Here is a 17,664-nt window from a genome sequence, read left to right as displayed (position 1 = left end):
GAAAAATAGTGACAACGGGGGACTGGGTCGAGGCTGACTTCGACGACCTCGAAATTTCCGACATCGAGCACCACGCGGTGCCGCTGCCGGTGGTGGCCATCGTCGGGCGGCCGAACGTGGGCAAGTCCACGCTCGTCAACCGCATCATCGGCCGCCGTGAGGCCGTCGTGGAGGACGTGCCGGGCGTGACCCGCGACCGCGTCACCTACGACGCGAACTGGCGCGGGCGGCGCTTCACCGTCGTCGACACCGGCGGCTGGGACCCCGACGCGACCGGGATGAACCTGCGCATCGCCGAGCAGGCCCAGATCGCGGCCGAGCTGGCCGACGTGGTGCTGTTCGTGGTGGACGCGACGGTGGGCGCGACCGACGCCGACGAGATCGTGGGCTCGGTGCTGCGGCAGTCGGGCAAGAAGATCATCCTGGCCGCCAACAAGGTGGACAACCAGCAGATGGAGCTGGAGGCCGCCTCGCTGTGGTCGCTGGGGCTCGGCGAGCCCTTCCCGGTCTCCGCCCTGCACGGGCGCGCCAGCGGCGACCTGCTCGACGTGGTGCTCGACGCGCTGCCCGAGACGCCGCAGCAGACGTTCGGGGCCGAGCGCGGCCCGCACCGGATCGCCCTGCTGGGCAAGCCCAACGTGGGCAAGTCCTCGCTGCTGAACAAGCTGGCGGGCGAGGAACGCGTCCTGGTCGACCCGATGGCCGGCACCACCCGCGACCCCGTCGACGAGCTGATCGAGCTCGGCGGCAAGACCTGGCGCTTCGTCGACACCGCCGGTATCCGGCGCCGCGACCGCGAGCTGCAGGGCGCCGACTACTACGCGGCCATGCGCACCAGGGCCGCGCTCGAGCGCACCGAGGTGGCGGTCGTGCTGATCGACGCCAGCGACGTGCTCACCGAGCAGGACCTGCGCATCATCTCGCTGGTGATCGAGTCGGGCCGGGCCATGGTGGTGGCCTTCAACAAGTGGGACCTGGTCGACGAGGACCGCCGCTACTACCTGGAGAAGGAGATCGACCGGCAGCTGGTCCGCACACCGTGGGCACTGCGGGTCAACATCTCCGCCAAGACGGGCCGCCACCTCGACCGGCTGGTGCCCGCCCTGGAGAAGGCGCTGGACGCCTGGTCCACCCGGGTTCCGACGTCGCGCCTCAACGCCTTCCTCACCGAGCTGGTGCAGGCCACGCCGCCGCCCGTGCGTGGGGGCAAGCAGCCGAAGATCCTGTTCGCCACCCAGGCCTCGATCGAGCCGCCCAAGTTCGTGCTGTTCACCTCGGGCTGGCTGGAGGACACCTACCGGCGCTTCATCGAGCGGCGCATCCGGGAGGAGTTCGGGTTCGCCGGCTCGCCCATCGAGGTGACCATGAAGATCCGCGAGAAGCGCAAGGAGAAGAAGTAGCTCACTCCGGGTGGTTGTGCCCGCCGAGGGCATATCGGCTGCCGACGCCCTCGTAGGCCAGGTGCAGCGTCATGCCCTCGGCCGCGTGGGTCAGCTCGTGGCAGTGCGCCAGCCACACGCCCGGGTTGTCGGCGTGCAACGCCACCACCCACACCTCGCCCGGCGCCACGTCGAAGCTGTCCATCCACAGCGGGACGGCCCGAACACCGTTTCTGGACAGCACCAGCACGTGGTGGCCGTGCGGGTGCATGGGGTGCAGGTCGCCGCTGCGGTTCACCACGGTGATCCGCAGCCACTCGCCCTGCTTCACCGTCTGAGCGGGGATGTGCGGCCACACCTCGGCGTTGACCGTGTGCGACAGCAGCGGCAGCCCGCCGCGCAGCGCGATCAGCCGGTCGAGCACCCAGGCGGCCTCACGGTCGAACCTCGCCGGTACGGCGGGCCCGTGGGAGCCGTACCTGGTGATGTCGAGCACCGGTGTGACGGGCTCAGGCGGCGTCGCGCCGCTGCCCGGCGTCAGCAGGAGCCCCGTGTTCGGCAGGCCCACCGACAGCAGCGCGGGGCGGTCCGGCATGGTGAAGGCCAGGTCGTAGCGCCCGCCCGCGGCGAGCTGGGCCCGCTCGGTGGTCGGCGGGCCTGTGACGGTCACGCCGTCGACGGCTTCGATGGTGTACGGCGTGCCGCTGACGCCCACCGTGTGCGGGCCGTTGTCGGTGTTGACCACGCGCAGCCTGACCTTGGTGCCCGGGGCCACGACCTGCCTGGCCAGGCCGTCGGCAGGGGCCTTGTCCGCGGTGACCGTCAGGGTGCCGCCGTAGGTGTGCAGCGCGACGGGCTCGTCGAGACCCTCAGGCGTGGCGGGGTCCACGGTGAACGTGCCGAACAGGCCTTGGCGCAGGCCCTCGTTCGGGGTCTCGTGGGTGTGGTACCAGTAGCTGCCCGGTTCGCTCGCGCGGAAGCGGTAGACGAACTCGCCGCCCGGCCTGACGGCGTCCTGGGTGAGACCTGGCACGCCGTCGTCGGCGTTCGGGACGCGGTAGCCGTGCCAGTGCAGGGTGACGCCCCGGTCGGCGAGGTGGTTGCGCAGCCGCACCTCGACCAGGTCGCCCTGACGCACCCGGATCGCGGGCCCCGGCGACGTGCCGTTGAACGTCAGCGCCTCGACCCGCCTCCCCGAGGCCAGGGTGATCGTGCCCTTCTCGGCGGTCAGCGTGAACCGCCTCATCCTCCCGGCCTGACCAGCCTCACGCGCCGTCCCCTGACCGGCGTCAGCCGGTTGTTGGGTGGCGTCGGTCGGTTGTCGGGTGGTGTCGGTCGGTTGTGCGGCGGCGTTGGTCGGTTGTGTGGTGGTATCGGCTGGTCGCAGGGTGGTGAGGTCCGTCGGGCCGGTCGCGAGGCGTACTTCGGTGGGGCGGGCGTTCCACATGCTGAGGCCGGTCCAGGCCAGGGCGAGCGCGGCGACCAAGGCCCCAGCGATCCGCCACGCCCGCCCCGGCGGGCCCTTCCTGGTCAGCATCGACCACGTCGCCGCCGCCCCGAGCAGCACCCCGGCGACGAGCACCCCCGCCAGGTACGGCGCCGGGGGATATCCGACGGCCAGCACGACCACCACCCCCGCCACGGCCGCGTAGCAGGCGGTCAGCGAGCAGACCGCCGCCAGGACCGGGCGGCGCAGCAGCGTGGCCACACCGGCGCCCACCGCGGGCGGCACCAGCAGGGGCAACGCGATCAGCACCTTCTCCCCGGCGAACCACCACCCGCGCCCCGCCAGCACGACCGCCGCCGCCACCCGCAACGCCGTCACCACCAGCGCCGCCACGAAGACGACCGCTGAGGCCCGGCCACGGGTGATCGGGGCCCCACCCATGACCAGGCGCCCTGTCGCCGCCCCTGAGCTCCCTTCCGGCGACGCGGCAAGCCGCGAGGCAGCAGTGCTCCTTCCCGGTGGTGTGGAGGGTAGTAGGGCGGTGGTGCTCTCCTCTGCTGGTGTGGAGGGCCGCGGGGTGGCGGCGCTCCTCTTCGGTGGGGTGGTGAGGCGGGAGGCCGCGGTGGCGCACCAGACGACGGCCGTGAGGATCGCCAGCAGGCGGTCGAGCGGGATGAGCGCGGCGGTGCTCACACCGCGTCGACGGCCCGGGCGGTCTCGGCCGCGTGCTGCCTGGCGCCCCGGTAGGCGGCGATGGCCGTCCACAGCAGCCCGAGCCCCACGATGGCGTGGAAGCCGAACACGAACAGGCTGGCCGTGGTCGTGCGCTCCTCGGTGGCCCCGGCCACTTCAGCGAGCGGGAACACCACGAGCATCTGGACCGCCACCAGCGCGAGCGGCCCCGCGCACAGCCCGATCAGCTTGCCCGGCGTCTTCGCGAACGCCGCCACGATCGTGGTCAGCAGCGACGCGGCCGGGATGACGAAGATCCCATTCATGGCGTGCCACCCGATGGCCGCGCCTTCGGGGCTGGTGGGGGGCGGCGTCTGGAACGCGCCGAACGTGGCGAGATAGAACTGCAGAATCACCAGGGCGAGCTGCAGGATCGTGAACCCGACGAGAACTCTACGCATGCGCCAAGCGTGAGACCGCCACGCCCGCCGCGCATGAGTAACCCCTACTCATCTACGGCCATCCCGGGCATCCAGGAGCCCGCCCCCCGACCGCAGCCATGGGCAACAGGTGAGAGACCACTCAGGCGGCTCACCGTGCGGCCGGGGCGGCGGCCGCCCCGAAGGCCAGCCGGGCATCCGGGAGCCCGCCCCCCCGACAGCGCCCACGGGCAACGCGTGAGAGACCACCCACGCGGCTCACCGTGCGGCCGTAGCGGCGGCTGGCCCGCGTCGCCTGGGTGGCGTGGAAACGACAGACGGATGTGCCTACGGTGAGGGGCGGGTGGGACGGCTTGCCGTATGGACGAAAAGTGAGAAAGCAGGGTGGGGGAGGTATCCGGCGGGTTGGTGGACAAACCGTTGGGAGAGAGAGTGGCTGGGTGGATATGATCGGCGACAGGCGCTGACGGAGACGAGTAGGCGCGGGCGAACGCTGGTCGGAGAGAGCCGCCGGAAGCTGGGAAGGCGGTCCAGCGCCCCGCGACGAAGACACTCCCGAGCCGTGGGGAGGAAATGCCCCGCCGGTCTGACCCCCGTCATCGGGTCGCAGAGGCCGCCACGACGCGGGCGGCGAAAGTGCGGTGGCACCGGGAGTTCCCTTCTCCCCCGCACTCCCAAGGGGTCATGCACTTCCGTGAGGAGCTGTAATGATCTCTCGTGTACTGTCGGCGGAGCTCTCGGAGCACGCCGGCCAGCGAGTGACGATCGCCGGTTGGGTCCATCGCCGCCGGCTGCTGAAATCCGTAAATTTCGTCGTCATCAGGGACAGGTCCGGCCTCGCGCAGGTAGTCGCGAAAAATCCGGAAATGCCGGGGGAGGAGACCGTCGTCCAGGTCACCGGCACCGTGACCGCCAACCCGCAGGCCCCCGGCGGGTTCGAGCTGGTCGGCCCCGAGTTCGAGGTGCTGTCGGAGCCCGTGAAGGCCCCGCCGTTCGACCTCTACCGCCCCAGCGTGCCCGCCACGCTGCCCACGATCCTCGACCACGCACCCGTGGCGCTCAGGCACCCGGGCCTGCGCCTGGCGCACGAGATCTCCGCGGCGAGCGTCGCCGGCTTCCGCGGGACGCTGGACGGGCTGGGCTTCACCGAGATCCACACGCCGAAGATCGTCGAGTCGGCCACCGAGTCGGGCGCGAACGTGTTCGGCATCGACTATTTCGGCCGTCCCGCCTACCTGGCCCAGTCGCCGCAGTTCTTCAAGCAGCAGCTGGTGGGCGTGTTCGAGCGTGTCTACGAGGTCGGCCCTGTCTTCCGCGCCGAGCCGCACGACACCGCCCGCCACCTGGCGCAGTACACCAGCCTCGACGCCGAGCTGGGCTTCGTCCGCGACCACCGCGACGTCATGGCGGTGCTGCGCGAGGCGGTCGCGGGCATGGTCGAGTCGACCAGGGAACGCGTGCCCGCCGCCGCGGATCTGCTGCCCGAGGTGCCGGAGGAGATCCCCGCCGTGCACTTCTCCGAAGTCAGCGACGAGCCCGACCTGTCGCCCGCGCGGGAGCGGGAGCTGTCGGAGTGGGCGCTGCGCGAGCACGGCACCGAGTTCCTGTTCGTGACCGGATACCCGATGGCCAAGCGGCCCTTCTACACCCATCCCGAACCCGGCCGCCCCGAGTACTCCAACAGCTTCGACCTGCTCTTCCGCGGCCTGGAGCTGGTCACGGGCGGCCAGCGCCTGCACCGCCACGAGGACTATGTGCGGGCCCTGGGCGGTGAGACGGGCCCCTACGAGGGCTACCTGCAGGCCTTCGCGTACGGCATGCCGCCCCACGGCGGCTTCGCCCTCGGCCTGGAACGCTGGGCCGCCCGCCTGACCGGCGCGCCCAACATCCGCCAGGCCACCCTCTTCCCGCGCGACCTGCACCGCCTGTCACCCTGACGGGAGCCCGGAAGGCAACTCCGACGGGCGGAGGTGGCGCCCTGGCACCAGGAGCGCCACCGCCGCCCCGGCCAGGCAGATGAACGCCGTCACCAGGAACATCTCGGTGTACTCCGCGTGGAGTGCGGCGTTCACCCTGGCCGTGTACTCGGCCAGGCGTCCGGCGTAGGTGACCGCGTCGACCCCGAAGGGGAGCGGCGTGTCCAGGTGGGCCGTCAGCGTCTGGAAGCGGTGGAAGCCCCACGCCGACACCGCGGCGATGCCGATCAGCATGCCCATCATCCTGGCCACCACCACGCCCGCCGAGGCCACCCCGTGCTGGGCGGGCGGCGTCAGGCGCAGCACCGCGGCCGAGACCGGCGCGATGACCAGGCCGAGCCCGAGCCCGGCCACGATCAGGTCGGCGTCCACCACGAGCCCGGCGCCGGCCAGGTCCACCGGCCACCGGCTCATCAGCGCGTACCCGGCGGTGGCCACCAGCAGCCCGGCCACCGCCACGATCCGGTCGCCGAGCCGGCGCGCCAGCACCCCGCCCAGCACTGCGCCGACCGGCAGGGCGAGCAGGAAACGCGCCAGCACCAGCGCTGCGGGCAGCGCGTCCAGGTCCAGCAGCGTCTGCGCGGCGAACTGGACGAACACCATGGTGATCAGCAGCGCGGCGCCCGACAGGAAGCTGACGCCCAGCGCCGCCAGCAGCGGGCCCTTGCGCACGCCTGCGAGGTCGAGCAGCCGCACCGGCGCCCTGACCTCCCACCACACGAACACCGCGGCCGCCACGACCCCGCCGCCGATCACCGGCAGCCCCCACGGCGGCAGCGCCGCCTTGGCCGGGTCAGGGTTGTAGAGGCCGACGACCAGCAGCCCGAGCGCCAGCGCCAGCAGCACGCCGCCCACCGTGTCGACGCGCGCCGCCGGGGCCGAACCCGAGCGGGCCGGGACCGTGCGGTGAATGGCCACCGCGGCCAGCGCGGCGAGCGGGACGTTCAGCCAGAAGATGGCGTGCCAGCCGCCCAGCTCCACCCCGAGCAGCGAGAACGCCGGGATCAGCGCCAGCACCCCGCCGTACAGCGGGCCGAGCGCGCTGCCGAGCTCCTGGGCCGCCCCGACGGCGCCCAGCGCCACCGGCCGGTCCCGCACCTCCCACAGGTCGCCGATCAGCGCCATGGTGATCGGCAGCAGCGCCCCGCCGGCGATGCCCTGGACGGTCCGCCCGGCCACCACCGTCGTCTCGCCGAAGGCCAGCGCCGTCAGCACGGACCCGGCGGCGAAGGCGGCCAGGCAGGCGTGGATCAGGGGACGCCGGCCGTACCTGTCGGACAGCTGGCCGAGTAACGGCATCGCGGCGATGTACCCCAGCAGGAAACCGGTCACCACCGGGGTGGCCCGCTCCAGGTGGTTCAGCGGGACGCCCACCTCCTGCGCGATGTCGATCAGTACCGTTACCACCACGTACGCGTCGAGCGCGGCCAGCAGCACCACCGCGCCGCCGACGCCCAGGGCCGTGCGCCTCATCCGGCCGGGGGAGTGATCGTGACAGGCGCGTCGTAGTCGGTGAAGGTGACCGTCACCGTGCCGTCCTGCAGCGGCAGGTTCAGCTTGGTCAGCCTGCTCGAGGCCTTGTCCACCCAGACCTGGCCGTTGACGCCCTGGGTGACGCCCGGCACCAGCGTGCCGATCACCTGGCCGGGGAACGTGGTCGCCACCCGGTAGGCGCCGCTCTCCTCGGCCTCGACCCGCGGGTCGGTGGCGGTGGACAGCAGGTGGGCGATGCCCTTGGCCGGGTCGAGGATCAGCGAGGGGTCGTAGAGCTGGGCCAGGTCCTTCCTGGTCATCGTCTGGAAGCCGCCGGTCGGGCCCTTGAAGTGCACGGTGTCGCCCACCACGGCGAAGGTGATCTCCTGCAGGTTGCCCAGCACGTCGATGGTGATCGTGCCGTCGGCGTCGCCCTTGGCGGTGAGCCTGCCGTCGGCCTTCTTCACGGGCACCTTGGGCTTGCCGTCGGTGGCGATGGAGAAGCCGGCCGACTTGACCGCCTTCATCGCCTCCGCGGCCTTCCGCATCAGACCGGGCCCGTCGGGGAGCGCCGAGCCCCCGCTCGAGCAGGCCGTCAGGAGCGAGAACAGCAAGACGATCAGCGCTTTACGCAGCATGTCCGGATCGTAGCGAGCGCCCGGACACCCCCGTGAGCCGAAGCCGATATCGGTTAGGTGTCAGCGCAGCTTCTTCAGGTGCTCCACGATCGGCCCGAAGGCCCCCTCGATCGCCTCGAGCTGGTCGTCGGTCAGCAGGTCGATGAAGTGCTCGCGCACGCTGACCACGTGGTCGGGCGCCACCTTGCGGATCGTCTCCCAGCCCTCCTCGGTCAGCACCGCGAACGTGCCGCGCCGGTCGTCGTGGCAGTCCTCCCTGGTCACCAGGCCCTTGGCCTCCATCCGGGAGATCTGATGCGACAGGCGGCTGCGCGACTGGATCGTGGCGTCGGCCAGATCGCTCATGCGCATCCGCCGCTCGGGGTTCTCCGACAGGTTGACCAGGATCTCGTAATCGTTGAGCGACAGGGCGTGCTCCTGCAGCTCGCGGTCGAGCCGGTGCATGAGGAGCTTGTGCAGGGCGAGGTGGGTACGCCAGGCACGCTGCTCAGCGGGGGAAAGCCAGCGAGGCGCGCTCATGATCCCCAATCTAGCGCACGTAGAGTGATCCGTTATGGGTGACAGTGTCGGTACTGTACTGGTGGCAGGGGCCGCGAACCTGGCCATCGCCCTGGCCAAGCTCGTGGCGGGCCTCATCAGCGGATCCGCCGCCATGCTATCGGAGGCGGCGCACTCGGCCGCCGACACCGTGACGGAGCTGCTCCTGCTGGTCTCGGTACGGCGGGCGGGCAAACCCCCCGACCGCCGCCACCCCTTCGGACACGGCTCGGCGGGGTTCCTGTGGGCGATGAGCGCGGCCGTGGCGACGCTGGTGGGCGGCGCCGGATTCTCCATCACCCACGGCTGGCACACGATCACCCACGGCGAGGAACTGCAGGACCTCAGGCTCTCCTACGTCGTGCTGGCCGTCTCGTTCGTGCTCGAGGGGATCTCCTTCCTCAAGGGGCTCTCGCAGCTGCGGGCCGAGGCGGGCAGGCACGGAATCGGGCCGATCCAGCTGGTCAGGCGCACCTCCGACACCGCGCTCAAGGCGGTCCTGCTGGAGGACAGCGCCGCCCTGGTCGGCCTGGTCCTGGCCGCGATCGGGCTGCTCGGCTCGCAGCTGACCGGATCGGCCATGTGGGACGGCGGAGCCTCGATCGCGATCGGCCTGCTCCTGCTGGTGATCGCGCTCAGCCTCATCGCCGCCAACGCCTCGCTGCTGATCGGGCAGGCCGCGCCGCCGCAGAAGGAGATGGAGATCCGCGCGCTGCTGCTGGCCCAGCCCGAGGTGGACGACGTGATCGAGCTGCTGACGATGTATCTGGGGCCGGGAAACCTGCTGGTCGCCGCCAGGGTCGACTTCTGCGACGAGGCCAGCGCCGCCGGGGTGGAGATCGCCTGCGATGAGATCGACCTGCGGCTGCGCGAGTGCGTCCCCGGGATCACCCAGGTGTTCCTGGATCCGACGCCGACCCGGCACAGGGCTAGCTGAAGTGCATCACGATCGCGAGGCCGACCACGTGCATGATCACGATGAAGACGATGAGGAACACGAACACGAACTTCGCCGGCCCGTGCTCGAAAGTCTTGCCCTCCGCGAGGGGCTTACGCGTCGCCATTCGGTCGGCAATGCGCTCTTCGAGTGGTTTGCGGTAGAACATGCCATTCAGCCTATCCGGGGGATGGGCCGCCTCCTTATCGGCACGTCCGTGATTGCGGTCACCACGACGTCCGGCGGCTCCTCCCACTCCACCAGGTGAAGCTCGTCCCAGTCCGGCTCCCGCGCGCCCATCGAGTCCATCGTCAGCTCGCCGCGCTTGATCAGCGCCTCCTTGCGCGCCCACAGCCGGATCAGCTCGCGGTTCCCCGTGACCCTGGCCCGCTCGCCCGCCGTCAGCGCCCGCTCGGCCAGCGCCCTGTCCAGCGGCCCTTCTGGCACGCGCTCGGCGTCCACCCCGACCCTGCCTGGCCCGGCCGCCGCGCACACGTAGCCGCGCGTGTGGCTCAGGCTCACGCCGATGTGCGGCTCTTCCGCCAGGTACGGCCGGCCGTGCCCGGGCCCGTGCACGTCGCAGTGCTGCAGCAGGGTGAGCCCGGCGGGGTCGGCGCCCAGGAGGTCGGCCGCGCACAGCCGTACCAGCAGGTGGGCGGCGACGAACGACGACCGGTCGGCCTCGAACCTGAACCGGTCGGCTCGCTCCCGCTCCACCTCGGTCAGCCACGCCTCGGGGGCGCGTACCTCCTCGGGTCTGCCGCCCATCGCCACCGCTTCGCCCATGCCGGAGACGTTACTTCTTCTTCGGCTCGCCCGGCTTGGTGCCGTCCAGGTTGTACTGGTCCTCCTTGGCCGCGCCGAGCACCGTGACGTCCTGGATCTTCCAGGCGCCCTGCTGCTTGACCAGGGTGATCTTCAGGTGCGAGTCCTTGACCGAGCGGATCGCCTCCGACGTCTTGACCTGCTGGTCGACCACCACGATGGCGTGCGCGCTGCCCTCGTCGGCGTCGGCGAGGTAGACCTCGCGCACGTTGGCCTCGGAGACGGCCTTCAGCTTGACGATGACCTGGGCCATCGCGCCGCCGAACGCCTCGTCGTAGGTGGCCAGGAAGTCGCCCGTCGCCATGGCGGTCAGCGCTGTCCTGGTCTTCTGCAGGTCCTGGTAGTCGTAGCTGAGCAGCGTCTGGCCGAAGGAGTAGGCGGCATGGGTCACCTCCAGGCGCAGCGTCCTGTCGGCCTCCAGCTTCGCCAGCGAGTCGCGCGCCCGGTCGGCGGACACCCACTGGATCGCGGTCGTGGCGGCCAGCGCGAGCACCACCAGCACGGTGGCCGCCCCCACCATCCACACCCACGACTTCCGCGGCCCACCCGTCCCGGCCGCGGTCGCCTCGGTCCCGGTCATTTCGGTCTCGGTCGCCGAGGTCGCCTCGGGCTTCTCGGTCGTGTCCGCCGTCGCGGGCTCTTCGCTCTCCTCCGCCGGAGTCTTCTCGGCGGAAGAGCTCCCGGTCGCGGCGGGCTCCTCTGGGTTGCCCGCGGGGGCGGGTTTGGCGGCCGTCCACTTCTTGCGGGCGACGCGCCTGGGGGCCGGGGTCTCGACCTCCTCGGCGACGGTCTCGGTGAGATCCTGCTTCGTGGTCATCCGTTCTCCTCACGGCGGCGAGCGGCCCGGCCCACCGCGATCCAGCCCACGATGCCACCGCACGCCGCGATCGCGAGGATGATCGCGACAATCAACGGCACGGTGTTCAGCGGCGTGTGGGAGGCGGCCTCCTTGGCCGCCATGGTCGCGGTCGGGTGCGAACCCTCGGCTTTCCTGCTCGGCTCCGGCCTGGCGCTGGCCTGCTGCTGGGTGCTCTGGTCGGTCGAATCGTCCTGGTACGGCCTGGCCGCGTCGTGCGCCACGTCGTCCACGGCGGCGGGATCGGTCTTGTCCACCGGGGCGTGCGGCGGGCACGAGCGCAGCTTCTCCATGGGCGGCGGCCCGAGCGGGTTCTCGTACTCCTGAGCCGGCTTGGGCGCGCCGGGGACGCTGAAGATGAAGGAGCTGCGGCCGTAGACGCTGCCGTCGGGCCGCACGTCCTTGATGTCGTCGGCCAGGCTCAGCGCGGTGGGCACGATGGCCAGCAGGTGGTGCACGTTCTTCTCCGTCTCGGGGGAGAAGATCGGCTTGTGCGGCGTCCCCAGCGCGGTCAGCAGGCAGGAGAAGCCCGGCCTGGAGCGCTTGATGGCCTGGTCGAGCTGCCCGAACACGGTCGGCCCCTGGTCCAGGAAGGTGTTCAGGTCGGCGCGCGACTCGCGCAGCGCCGCGGTGAGCGTGGCGGTGTTGGAGATGCCCGAGGCGATCGCGTCCTTCCTGCCCGCCAGGGTGTGGGTGAGCTGGGTGAGCTGCACCGACAGGTCGTCGAGCAGCTGGGAGTTGTCGGCCAGCGTTCCCGTGATGTCGTGCGCGTCGTCGATGATCGACCTGATGGACGGAGCCCGGCCCTCGAGCGCCACCGACAGCTCGTGCGTGATCGTCTTGGCGTCCTTGGGCGGGACGGCGTTGAGCAGCCGGCCCACGCCCTGGAAGAGCTTCTTGTAGTCCAGCGGCACGCTCGTCTTGGTCAGCGGGATCACGGCACCGGCGGCCAGCGACGGCCCGGCCGCCCCGGACCTGGGAGGCGACAGCTCCACGTACGGCTCGCCGATCGCGGACTTCCTGCGGACCTCGGCGGTGGTGCCCGTGGGCAGGCGGACCTCCTTGTCGATGTCCAGCCCGACCACGATCTTGCCGGGGGCCAGCCGTACATCTCCGATCTTGCCGACGCGGACGCCCAGGTAGGCGACGTCGAAGCCGCGGATCAGGCCGGGGGAGGAGATGAACTCGGCGGAGATCCGGTAGGGCTTGGTGATCGCGTCGAGCTTGATGATCGTGCTGAACGCCCAGATCGTCATCACGATCCCGAGCGCGACGAAGAACCCGAGGTTCAACCAGATTCTGGGTCTCATTTCGGCGGCTCCCACAGCAGGCGGAAGTCCTTGAGCTGGTTGGGCAGCGGGCCGGTGTCGAGCTTGGGGCTGTTCGGCAGCAGGCCGCTGTGCTTGGGCAGGAGCAGGCCCTTCAGCCACAGGTAGATGAGCACCTGCCCGTTGACCGTGATGGGCGGCGAGTCCAGGAACTCCTGGAGGCCGGACACCATCCGCTTGAGGTCCTCCTTGCCGCGCAGCATGGCCGCGGCGATCGCGTCGATCTCCCGGATCAGCTTGCGCAGGCGGGCCGCGTGCCGGGGGTAGATGGTGAGGTTGGCCTCCTTGGCCAGGTTCGTAAGCGCGATGATCGCCTTCTTGATGTGCCTGCGGCCGTGCGCCAGGCGGGCGGTCACGTCGGCCAGCGAGCCCGGCAGCTTGTCCAGCTCCTTGTCGCCCTTGGCCAGCCGGTCGCCCAGCTTGGCGATGGCGTCGATGGTGGTGGCCATGTCCTTGCGGGCGGCGGCGTAGGCGTCGGTGACCTCGGCCGTCTGCCTGATGAGCGTGTTGAGGTCGTCGCCCTTGCCGCCGATCGCCTTCGAGCTGGCGTCCAGGAGCGCGTTGACGTCCTGCGCGCCGAGCGCCTCGATGAGCGGGCCCGCCTTCTCAGTGACCTGCTCGATGTCGGGCTCGACGGACGTGTCGGTGATCGTGGCGCCGCTCTTGAGGAACGGCCCGCTCGACAGGTCCTTGCCCGCCGGCGGGGTCAGCTCGACGTAGTTCTCGCCCAGCACCGAGGTCTTGGCCACGGTGGCCGTGCTGCCCACCGGCACCGGGTGGTCCGACTGGATCGACATCGTCACCTTGGCCTGGTAGCCCTGCAGGCGGATGTCGGTGACCGTGCCGACCCGCACGTCGGAGATCTGCACACTGTGCCCGGCCACCAGGCTCTGCACGTCGTCGAAGGTGGCGTTGAGCGTCAGGTCGCCGGTGGTCGAGCCGAGCGTCTGGATCGAGCAGGACGTGGTGATGCTCAGCGCCAGGATCCCGGTCACGAGGCGGGCCTTCATCGCGCCCCCTGCTTGTTCTGGTAGGGGCAGGAGCTCAGGCCGGCGGGCAGGCACGGCACCTTGCCCAGGTTCAGCGACTGGAACAGCGGGGTCAGCCACGCCCTGGTCATGGCGTTGAGCACCACCCTGATCTTCAGCACGTGCTGCTTCTTGTCCCAGGAGGAGACGATCACGTCGGCGAAGTCGGCGGCGCCCTTGATCGCCTGGGCCGTCTGCTCGCTGTTGGCCCGTACCGTCAGCACCAGCTCGGCCAGTGTGTTGGCGGCCTGCGGCAACCGCTCGGTGTACGCCTCGATGATGATGTCGCCGCGCTGGACGAAGGTCGCCATGCCGGAGATGAACCCGCGGATGCGCTGCCGCTCCTCGGCCAGGATGGCGCTGGCCTGGGAGAAGGAATCGATGGCCTGGGTCACCTGGCCCTGGCGGTTGTTCAGGCTGGTGGCGATCCTGTTCAGGCCCTTGGCCAGGTCGATCAGCTGCTGGTCCTGCTTGGAGAGTGTGTCGGTGAGCTTGGCGGTGTCGGCGATGGCGTTGTTGATCGTCTTGCCGCGGCCTCTGACGCTGTCGGAGATGTTGCTCGCGACCTTGCCCAGCTTCTTGGCGTCCAGCGCGTCGGTCAGCTTGGTGAACGCGTCCAGCGCGTCGTCGATCTCCACCGGCAGGTCGGTCCGCTCCAGCGGGATCGTCGCGCCGTCGGTGATCTTCTGGTTGCCGGGTTTCCACGGCGGGTAGAGCACCACGTTGCGCTCGCCGAGGGTGTTCTGCGGCGCCACCACGGCCTTCACGTCGGCCGGCAGCGGCACCTCCGGGTTGACCGACAGGTCCACCCGCACCTTGTCGCCCTCGATCCGGATCCGGTCCACGTATCCGGCGTCCATCCCCATGACCTTGACGCGCGCCTGCTCGTACAGTGACGGCGCCTTGGAGAAGATCGCCACCAGATGGTACGGCTCCGGCCCCACGAGCGAGCAGCCGCCGGTGGCCACCAGGAGCATGACCGCCAAGGACATCGCGAGGACTCGTCGGGTCCCGGTCATCGGTCGTTCTTCCTGTCCTTGGCGATGGCGGCCAGCACCTCCGGGTTGATGGGGCCGAGGCCCGTGGCTATGGCCTCGAGCCACGGGCCCTCACCGCCCATGGTGGACAGCCCGTAGAATGTCGGGCCCGCCCACCCGAGCAGCGAGTTCAGCTGCTTGGTCCCGGTGCTGAGCCGGGTGGTGATGGCCCGGTTGTCGTCCAGCACCTGCACCAGCGACTTCTCGTGCTCGTTGATCAGCCGGGTGGTGCTCTGCACCAGGTCGCTGCCGTCGCCGAGCAGCTGGCGCAGCTCGTTGCGGCGGAGCTTGAGCTCGTTGAGCATCGCCGAGATCGCGTCGATGAGCCGGCCGATCTGCTTGTCCTTCTTCTCCAGCGTCTTCATGATCTTGGAGCCGTTGTCGAGGAGGCGCTGCAGGTCGGGCTCGCTCTTGCTGATCGTGTCGGACAGGTCGCCGATGTTCTTCAGCAGCCGGGTGACGCGCCCGTGCTTGGTGGTGTCGATCTTGCCGAGCTCGGTGAGCAGGTTGTCGACCTGCTTGGTGTCCAGCTTCTGCACCAGGTGGGTGGCGTCCTTGATGGCGTCGTTGATGAGCGTGGGCACCCCGGTGCGCTCGACGGGGATGCGCCGCTGGCTCTCGGGCAGCTGGTCGACGTAGGGGGCGGACACCGGGCCTGTCAGCTTGACGTAGCGGCCGCCGAGCAGGTTGGACAGGGCGATGTCCGCCCTCGTCTGGCGGCCCAGCCGTACGTCCGAGTCGACCTTCCAGGTGACGACCACGACGCCGTTGGCGAAGTCGGAGCGGACCTCGGTGACCTTGCCGACCTTCACCCCCGCCACCCGGACGTCGTTGCCGGTGCGCAGGCCGCCCGAATCGACGAACGTGCCCGACATGTAGTACCCGCCCTCCAGCAGGCCCAGGTTGCCGACCAGGAACGTGCCCACCAGGATCGTGCCGAGCACCGCCATCGACACCAGGCCGACGACGATCTTGTTGCGGTCGCGGAAGGACTTCAGCGCCATCACTCACCCACCATGAGCTTCTGCAGGTCCTTCGAGCTCTGGACCCTGGTGTTGCCGCGCAGCGGCGGCGGCGCGTTCATCGGATACGGGCATGGCGCCTCGCCCAGCGCCACGCAGGGGACCGCGGTGACGAAGTAGTGGCCGCGGTTGACGGTGGTGTAGCCGCGGGCCAGCGACGGCGAGAACGTGTCCACCACCTTCTGGATCTCGTCCACGTGCCTGCGGATGCCGCCGGTCAGCCCCGCCAGCCGCTCGACCAGCGCGCCCAGCTCGTCGGCGTTCTTGCCGATCACCTCGTTGGAGGTGTGGAAGGTGGTGGTGAGCTCGACGATCGAGTCGTCGATGAGCTTGCGGTTGGCGTTGAACGCCTCCGACAGCGTGACCAGGTTGTCGACGAGCTGCTCGATCTGCTTGTCGCGGGCGGCGACCACGCCGGTGACGGTGCCGTAGTCCTTCAGCAGCTGCTGGATCGTCTGCTTGCGCTCGTTGATCGTGCCGGTGATGTCGTTCACGTTGTCGAGCAGCCTCGGGATGTTCTTGTCGTTGCCGTGCAGCGCCTTGGCGGCGGCCGTCAGCAGCTGGTTGATCTGGTCGGGATCCAGGCTCCTGGTCAGCGGTCCGAGGTCGCTGACCAGCTGGCCGATGTCGACGACCGAGGAGGTGCGCGCGATGCGGGCGCCGGGCCCCAGACTGTCCTGCGCGGTGCCGGGAACGAGGTAGACCACGCGCAGGCCCACCGCGTTGCGCCAGCGGATGGCGGCCTCGGTGTCGGAGGGCACCTTGACCGCGTCCTGCACCTGCATGGTGACCTCGGCGCGGCCGTCGACCACCTTGATGGTGTCCACCTGGCCGACCGGTGCTCCGGCGATCTTGACCTGGTCGCCCTCGTGCAGGCCCGACACGTCGTCGAAAGTGGCGATCAGTGTGTAGCCGCCGCCGGTGTTGATCCGGGCGATCTGCACGATGATCAGCGCCACCAGGCCCAGCGTGGCGATGAGGAAGACCAGCAAGCGGGCGAACGTCCACAGCCGGACCCTGCGCACCCTGGAGACGACGGCCACGGTCAGTCCCTCCCCGTGGTCGGCCCGCACGAGCCGACGATCAGCTCGCACACGTCCGTGGCGACGAACGCCTCGACCTGCAGCTGGCGGGTGTCGCCCGGGCCCTTGGCCTCGATCAGCTTGTTGAGCAGGGCGACCAGTTTGTTGTAGCCGCGCACGCCGTCGCCGGCCAGGCCGAGCTGGGCGTAGATGAGCGCGGCCACCCGCTCGCCGGAGTGCACCCCAGCCCGCAGGTCCTGCCTGTGGTGCCGCAGCCCGGCGCTGCCCTGGTCGGCGATCGAGGTGAGGTAGGCCAGCAGCGCCCGTACCTTGTCGGCCCGCTTGAGCAGGTCGGGGGTGATGACGTTGACGTCGGAGGAGATCGAGACGATGTCGTCGCCCTTGTCCTGCAGCGCGGTCGACAGCGCCGCGGCGTCGTGCAGGAACTGCCTGGCGCGCTGGCGCTGCCGGTGCGCGACGCCGATCACGGTGCCGGCGTCGTCGATCAGCTCGCGCAGCTGGCCGCCCTTGCCGTCCAGGCCCTGCGCCAGGGTGTGCACGATGACGGTGACCTCGCGCGGGTCGACCGCGTTCAGCCCGCGGTAGGCGTCGCCGAGCGTGTCGGACAGGTCCAGGGGGTCCTCAGTGCTGGTGATGATCGCGCCGCTGCCCAGGAACGGGCCGGTCGACTCGCCCGAGCCGAGCTTCAGGTCGATGAACTTGGGTCCGAACACCGAGCTCGGGTCGATGGAGGCGACGGTCGACTGCGGCACCTTCACGCCGGGCTGCACCTGCATGGTGACGACGGCCTTGCCCTTGCTGTCGAGCGACACCTTGGAGACGTTGCCGACGGTGATGCCGCGGATCTTGACGGGGGAGTGGGTGTCCATGCCCTGCCCCGCCCGGCCGAACACCGCGGAGATGGTGGTGCCGCGCAACTCCTGCGCGCTGCGGACGATGAAGAACGTGGCGCCGGCGAACACCAGCAGCACGACCAGCGAGATGGCGACCCGGGTGATCAGGGGGAGTTCGAAACGACCCATCGGC

Annotated in this window: 17 protein-coding genes; 3 read left to right on the top strand and 14 right to left on the bottom strand. The window is 70.4% G+C overall.

The window, feature by feature from the left end; translation table 11 throughout:
* Nucleotides 1–8 precede the first annotated feature (8 nt).
* Nucleotides 9–1,400 (top strand): ribosome biogenesis GTPase Der, encoded by a 1,392-nt coding sequence (gene der / locus ACIBHX_RS19880; protein WP_397068593.1) that lies wholly within the window; start codon nucleotides 9–11, stop codon nucleotides 1,398–1,400.
* A 1-nt stretch (nucleotide 1,401) separates the two neighbouring features.
* On the opposite strand, the gene ACIBHX_RS19875 is transcribed toward der, so the two are convergent.
* Together ACIBHX_RS19875 and ACIBHX_RS19870 are read right to left on the bottom strand one after the other, a co-directional pair.
* The gene (locus ACIBHX_RS19875; RefSeq protein ID WP_397068592.1) at nucleotides 1,402–3,519 is read right to left on the bottom strand and encodes a multicopper oxidase family protein; all 2,118 of its coding nucleotides are present in this window, start codon (nucleotides 3,517–3,519) and stop codon (nucleotides 1,402–1,404) included.
* Nucleotides 3,516–3,959 carry a DUF6220 domain-containing protein gene (locus ACIBHX_RS19870; RefSeq protein ID WP_397068591.1) on the bottom strand — a complete coding sequence of 148 codons (444 nt, stop codon included), beginning with the start codon at nucleotides 3,957–3,959 and terminating at the stop codon, nucleotides 3,516–3,518. Before ACIBHX_RS19870 ends, ACIBHX_RS19875 begins: the two co-directional genes overlap by 4 nt.
* A 686-nt stretch (nucleotides 3,960–4,645) precedes the next feature.
* Between ACIBHX_RS19870 and aspS the strand changes: the two genes are divergently transcribed.
* A complete protein-coding gene (gene aspS / locus ACIBHX_RS19865) occupies nucleotides 4,646–5,875 on the top strand; it encodes an aspartate--tRNA(Asn) ligase (RefSeq protein WP_397068590.1) in 1,230 nt (409 codons plus the stop codon).
* On the opposite strand, the gene ACIBHX_RS19860 is transcribed toward aspS, so the two are convergent.
* Genes ACIBHX_RS19860 through ACIBHX_RS19850 form a run of 3 tightly spaced genes read right to left on the bottom strand, consistent with a single transcriptional unit; the run spans nucleotide 5,867 to nucleotide 8,544 of the window.
* On the bottom strand, nucleotides 5,867–7,387 hold the full coding sequence (locus ACIBHX_RS19860; RefSeq protein WP_397068589.1) for an MFS transporter: 1,521 nt from the start codon (nucleotides 7,385–7,387) through the stop codon (nucleotides 5,867–5,869). The genes aspS and ACIBHX_RS19860 overlap by 9 nt on opposite strands.
* A complete protein-coding gene (locus ACIBHX_RS19855) occupies nucleotides 7,384–8,025 on the bottom strand; it encodes an LppX_LprAFG lipoprotein (protein WP_397068588.1) in 642 nt (213 codons plus the stop codon). Before ACIBHX_RS19855 ends, ACIBHX_RS19860 begins: the two co-directional genes overlap by 4 nt.
* 60 nt (nucleotides 8,026–8,085) lie before the next feature.
* The gene (locus tag ACIBHX_RS19850; RefSeq protein ID WP_397068587.1) at nucleotides 8,086–8,544 is read right to left on the bottom strand and encodes a MarR family winged helix-turn-helix transcriptional regulator; all 459 of its coding nucleotides are present in this window, start codon (nucleotides 8,542–8,544) and stop codon (nucleotides 8,086–8,088) included.
* A 34-nt stretch (nucleotides 8,545–8,578) separates the two neighbouring features.
* Here ACIBHX_RS19850 and ACIBHX_RS19845 point away from each other — a divergent pair, with 34 nt between their 5' ends.
* Nucleotides 8,579–9,499 carry a cation diffusion facilitator family transporter gene (locus ACIBHX_RS19845; protein WP_397068586.1) on the top strand — a complete coding sequence of 307 codons (921 nt, stop codon included), beginning with the start codon at nucleotides 8,579–8,581 and terminating at the stop codon, nucleotides 9,497–9,499.
* Here the strand turns inward: ACIBHX_RS19845 and ACIBHX_RS19840 are convergent.
* Genes ACIBHX_RS19840 through ACIBHX_RS19800 form a run of 9 tightly spaced genes read right to left on the bottom strand, consistent with a single transcriptional unit; the run spans nucleotide 9,492 to nucleotide 17,660 of the window.
* On the bottom strand, nucleotides 9,492–9,668 hold the full coding sequence (locus ACIBHX_RS19840) for a hypothetical protein (RefSeq protein WP_397068585.1): 177 nt from the start codon (nucleotides 9,666–9,668) through the stop codon (nucleotides 9,492–9,494). The two genes, ACIBHX_RS19845 and ACIBHX_RS19840, sit on opposite strands and share 8 nt — an antisense overlap.
* A gap of 5 nt (nucleotides 9,669–9,673) precedes the next feature.
* The gene (locus ACIBHX_RS19835; RefSeq protein ID WP_397068584.1) at nucleotides 9,674–10,285 is read right to left on the bottom strand and encodes a 4'-phosphopantetheinyl transferase family protein; all 612 of its coding nucleotides are present in this window, start codon (nucleotides 10,283–10,285) and stop codon (nucleotides 9,674–9,676) included.
* A 10-nt stretch (nucleotides 10,286–10,295) separates the two neighbouring features.
* A complete protein-coding gene (locus ACIBHX_RS19830; RefSeq protein WP_397068583.1) occupies nucleotides 10,296–11,141 on the bottom strand; it encodes a hypothetical protein in 846 nt (281 codons plus the stop codon).
* Nucleotides 11,138–12,490: an MlaD family protein gene (locus ACIBHX_RS19825; RefSeq protein ID WP_397068582.1), complete on the bottom strand. Its 1,353-nt coding sequence runs from the start codon at nucleotides 12,488–12,490 to the stop codon at nucleotides 11,138–11,140. The genes ACIBHX_RS19830 and ACIBHX_RS19825 overlap by 4 nt, the downstream gene beginning before the upstream one ends.
* Complete coding sequence (locus ACIBHX_RS19820; protein WP_397068581.1) at nucleotides 12,487–13,518, bottom strand: MCE family protein; 1,032 nt, start codon at nucleotides 13,516–13,518, stop codon at nucleotides 12,487–12,489. The genes ACIBHX_RS19825 and ACIBHX_RS19820 overlap by 4 nt, the downstream gene beginning before the upstream one ends.
* Nucleotides 13,515–14,555 carry an MCE family protein gene (locus ACIBHX_RS19815; RefSeq protein ID WP_397068580.1) on the bottom strand — a complete coding sequence of 347 codons (1,041 nt, stop codon included), beginning with the start codon at nucleotides 14,553–14,555 and terminating at the stop codon, nucleotides 13,515–13,517. The genes ACIBHX_RS19820 and ACIBHX_RS19815 overlap by 4 nt, the downstream gene beginning before the upstream one ends.
* Nucleotides 14,552–15,577 (bottom strand): MlaD family protein, encoded by a 1,026-nt coding sequence (locus tag ACIBHX_RS19810; protein ID WP_397068579.1) that lies wholly within the window; start codon nucleotides 15,575–15,577, stop codon nucleotides 14,552–14,554. The genes ACIBHX_RS19815 and ACIBHX_RS19810 overlap by 4 nt, the downstream gene beginning before the upstream one ends.
* The gene (locus ACIBHX_RS19805; protein ID WP_397068578.1) at nucleotides 15,577–16,668 is read right to left on the bottom strand and encodes an MCE family protein; all 1,092 of its coding nucleotides are present in this window, start codon (nucleotides 16,666–16,668) and stop codon (nucleotides 15,577–15,579) included. The genes ACIBHX_RS19810 and ACIBHX_RS19805 overlap by 1 nt, the downstream gene beginning before the upstream one ends.
* On the bottom strand, nucleotides 16,641–17,660 hold the full coding sequence (locus ACIBHX_RS19800) for an MCE family protein (RefSeq protein WP_397068576.1): 1,020 nt from the start codon (nucleotides 17,658–17,660) through the stop codon (nucleotides 16,641–16,643). The genes ACIBHX_RS19805 and ACIBHX_RS19800 overlap by 28 nt, the downstream gene beginning before the upstream one ends.
* Nucleotides 17,661–17,664: the final 4 nt, after the last annotated feature.

It is taken from the genome of Nonomuraea sp. NPDC050536 (genome assembly GCF_044457685.1).
Classification (GTDB): domain Bacteria; phylum Actinomycetota; class Actinomycetes; order Streptosporangiales; family Streptosporangiaceae; genus Nonomuraea.
Note: the sequence above shows the minus strand (reverse complement) of the source record. Positions and strands in the feature narration are given on the sequence as shown.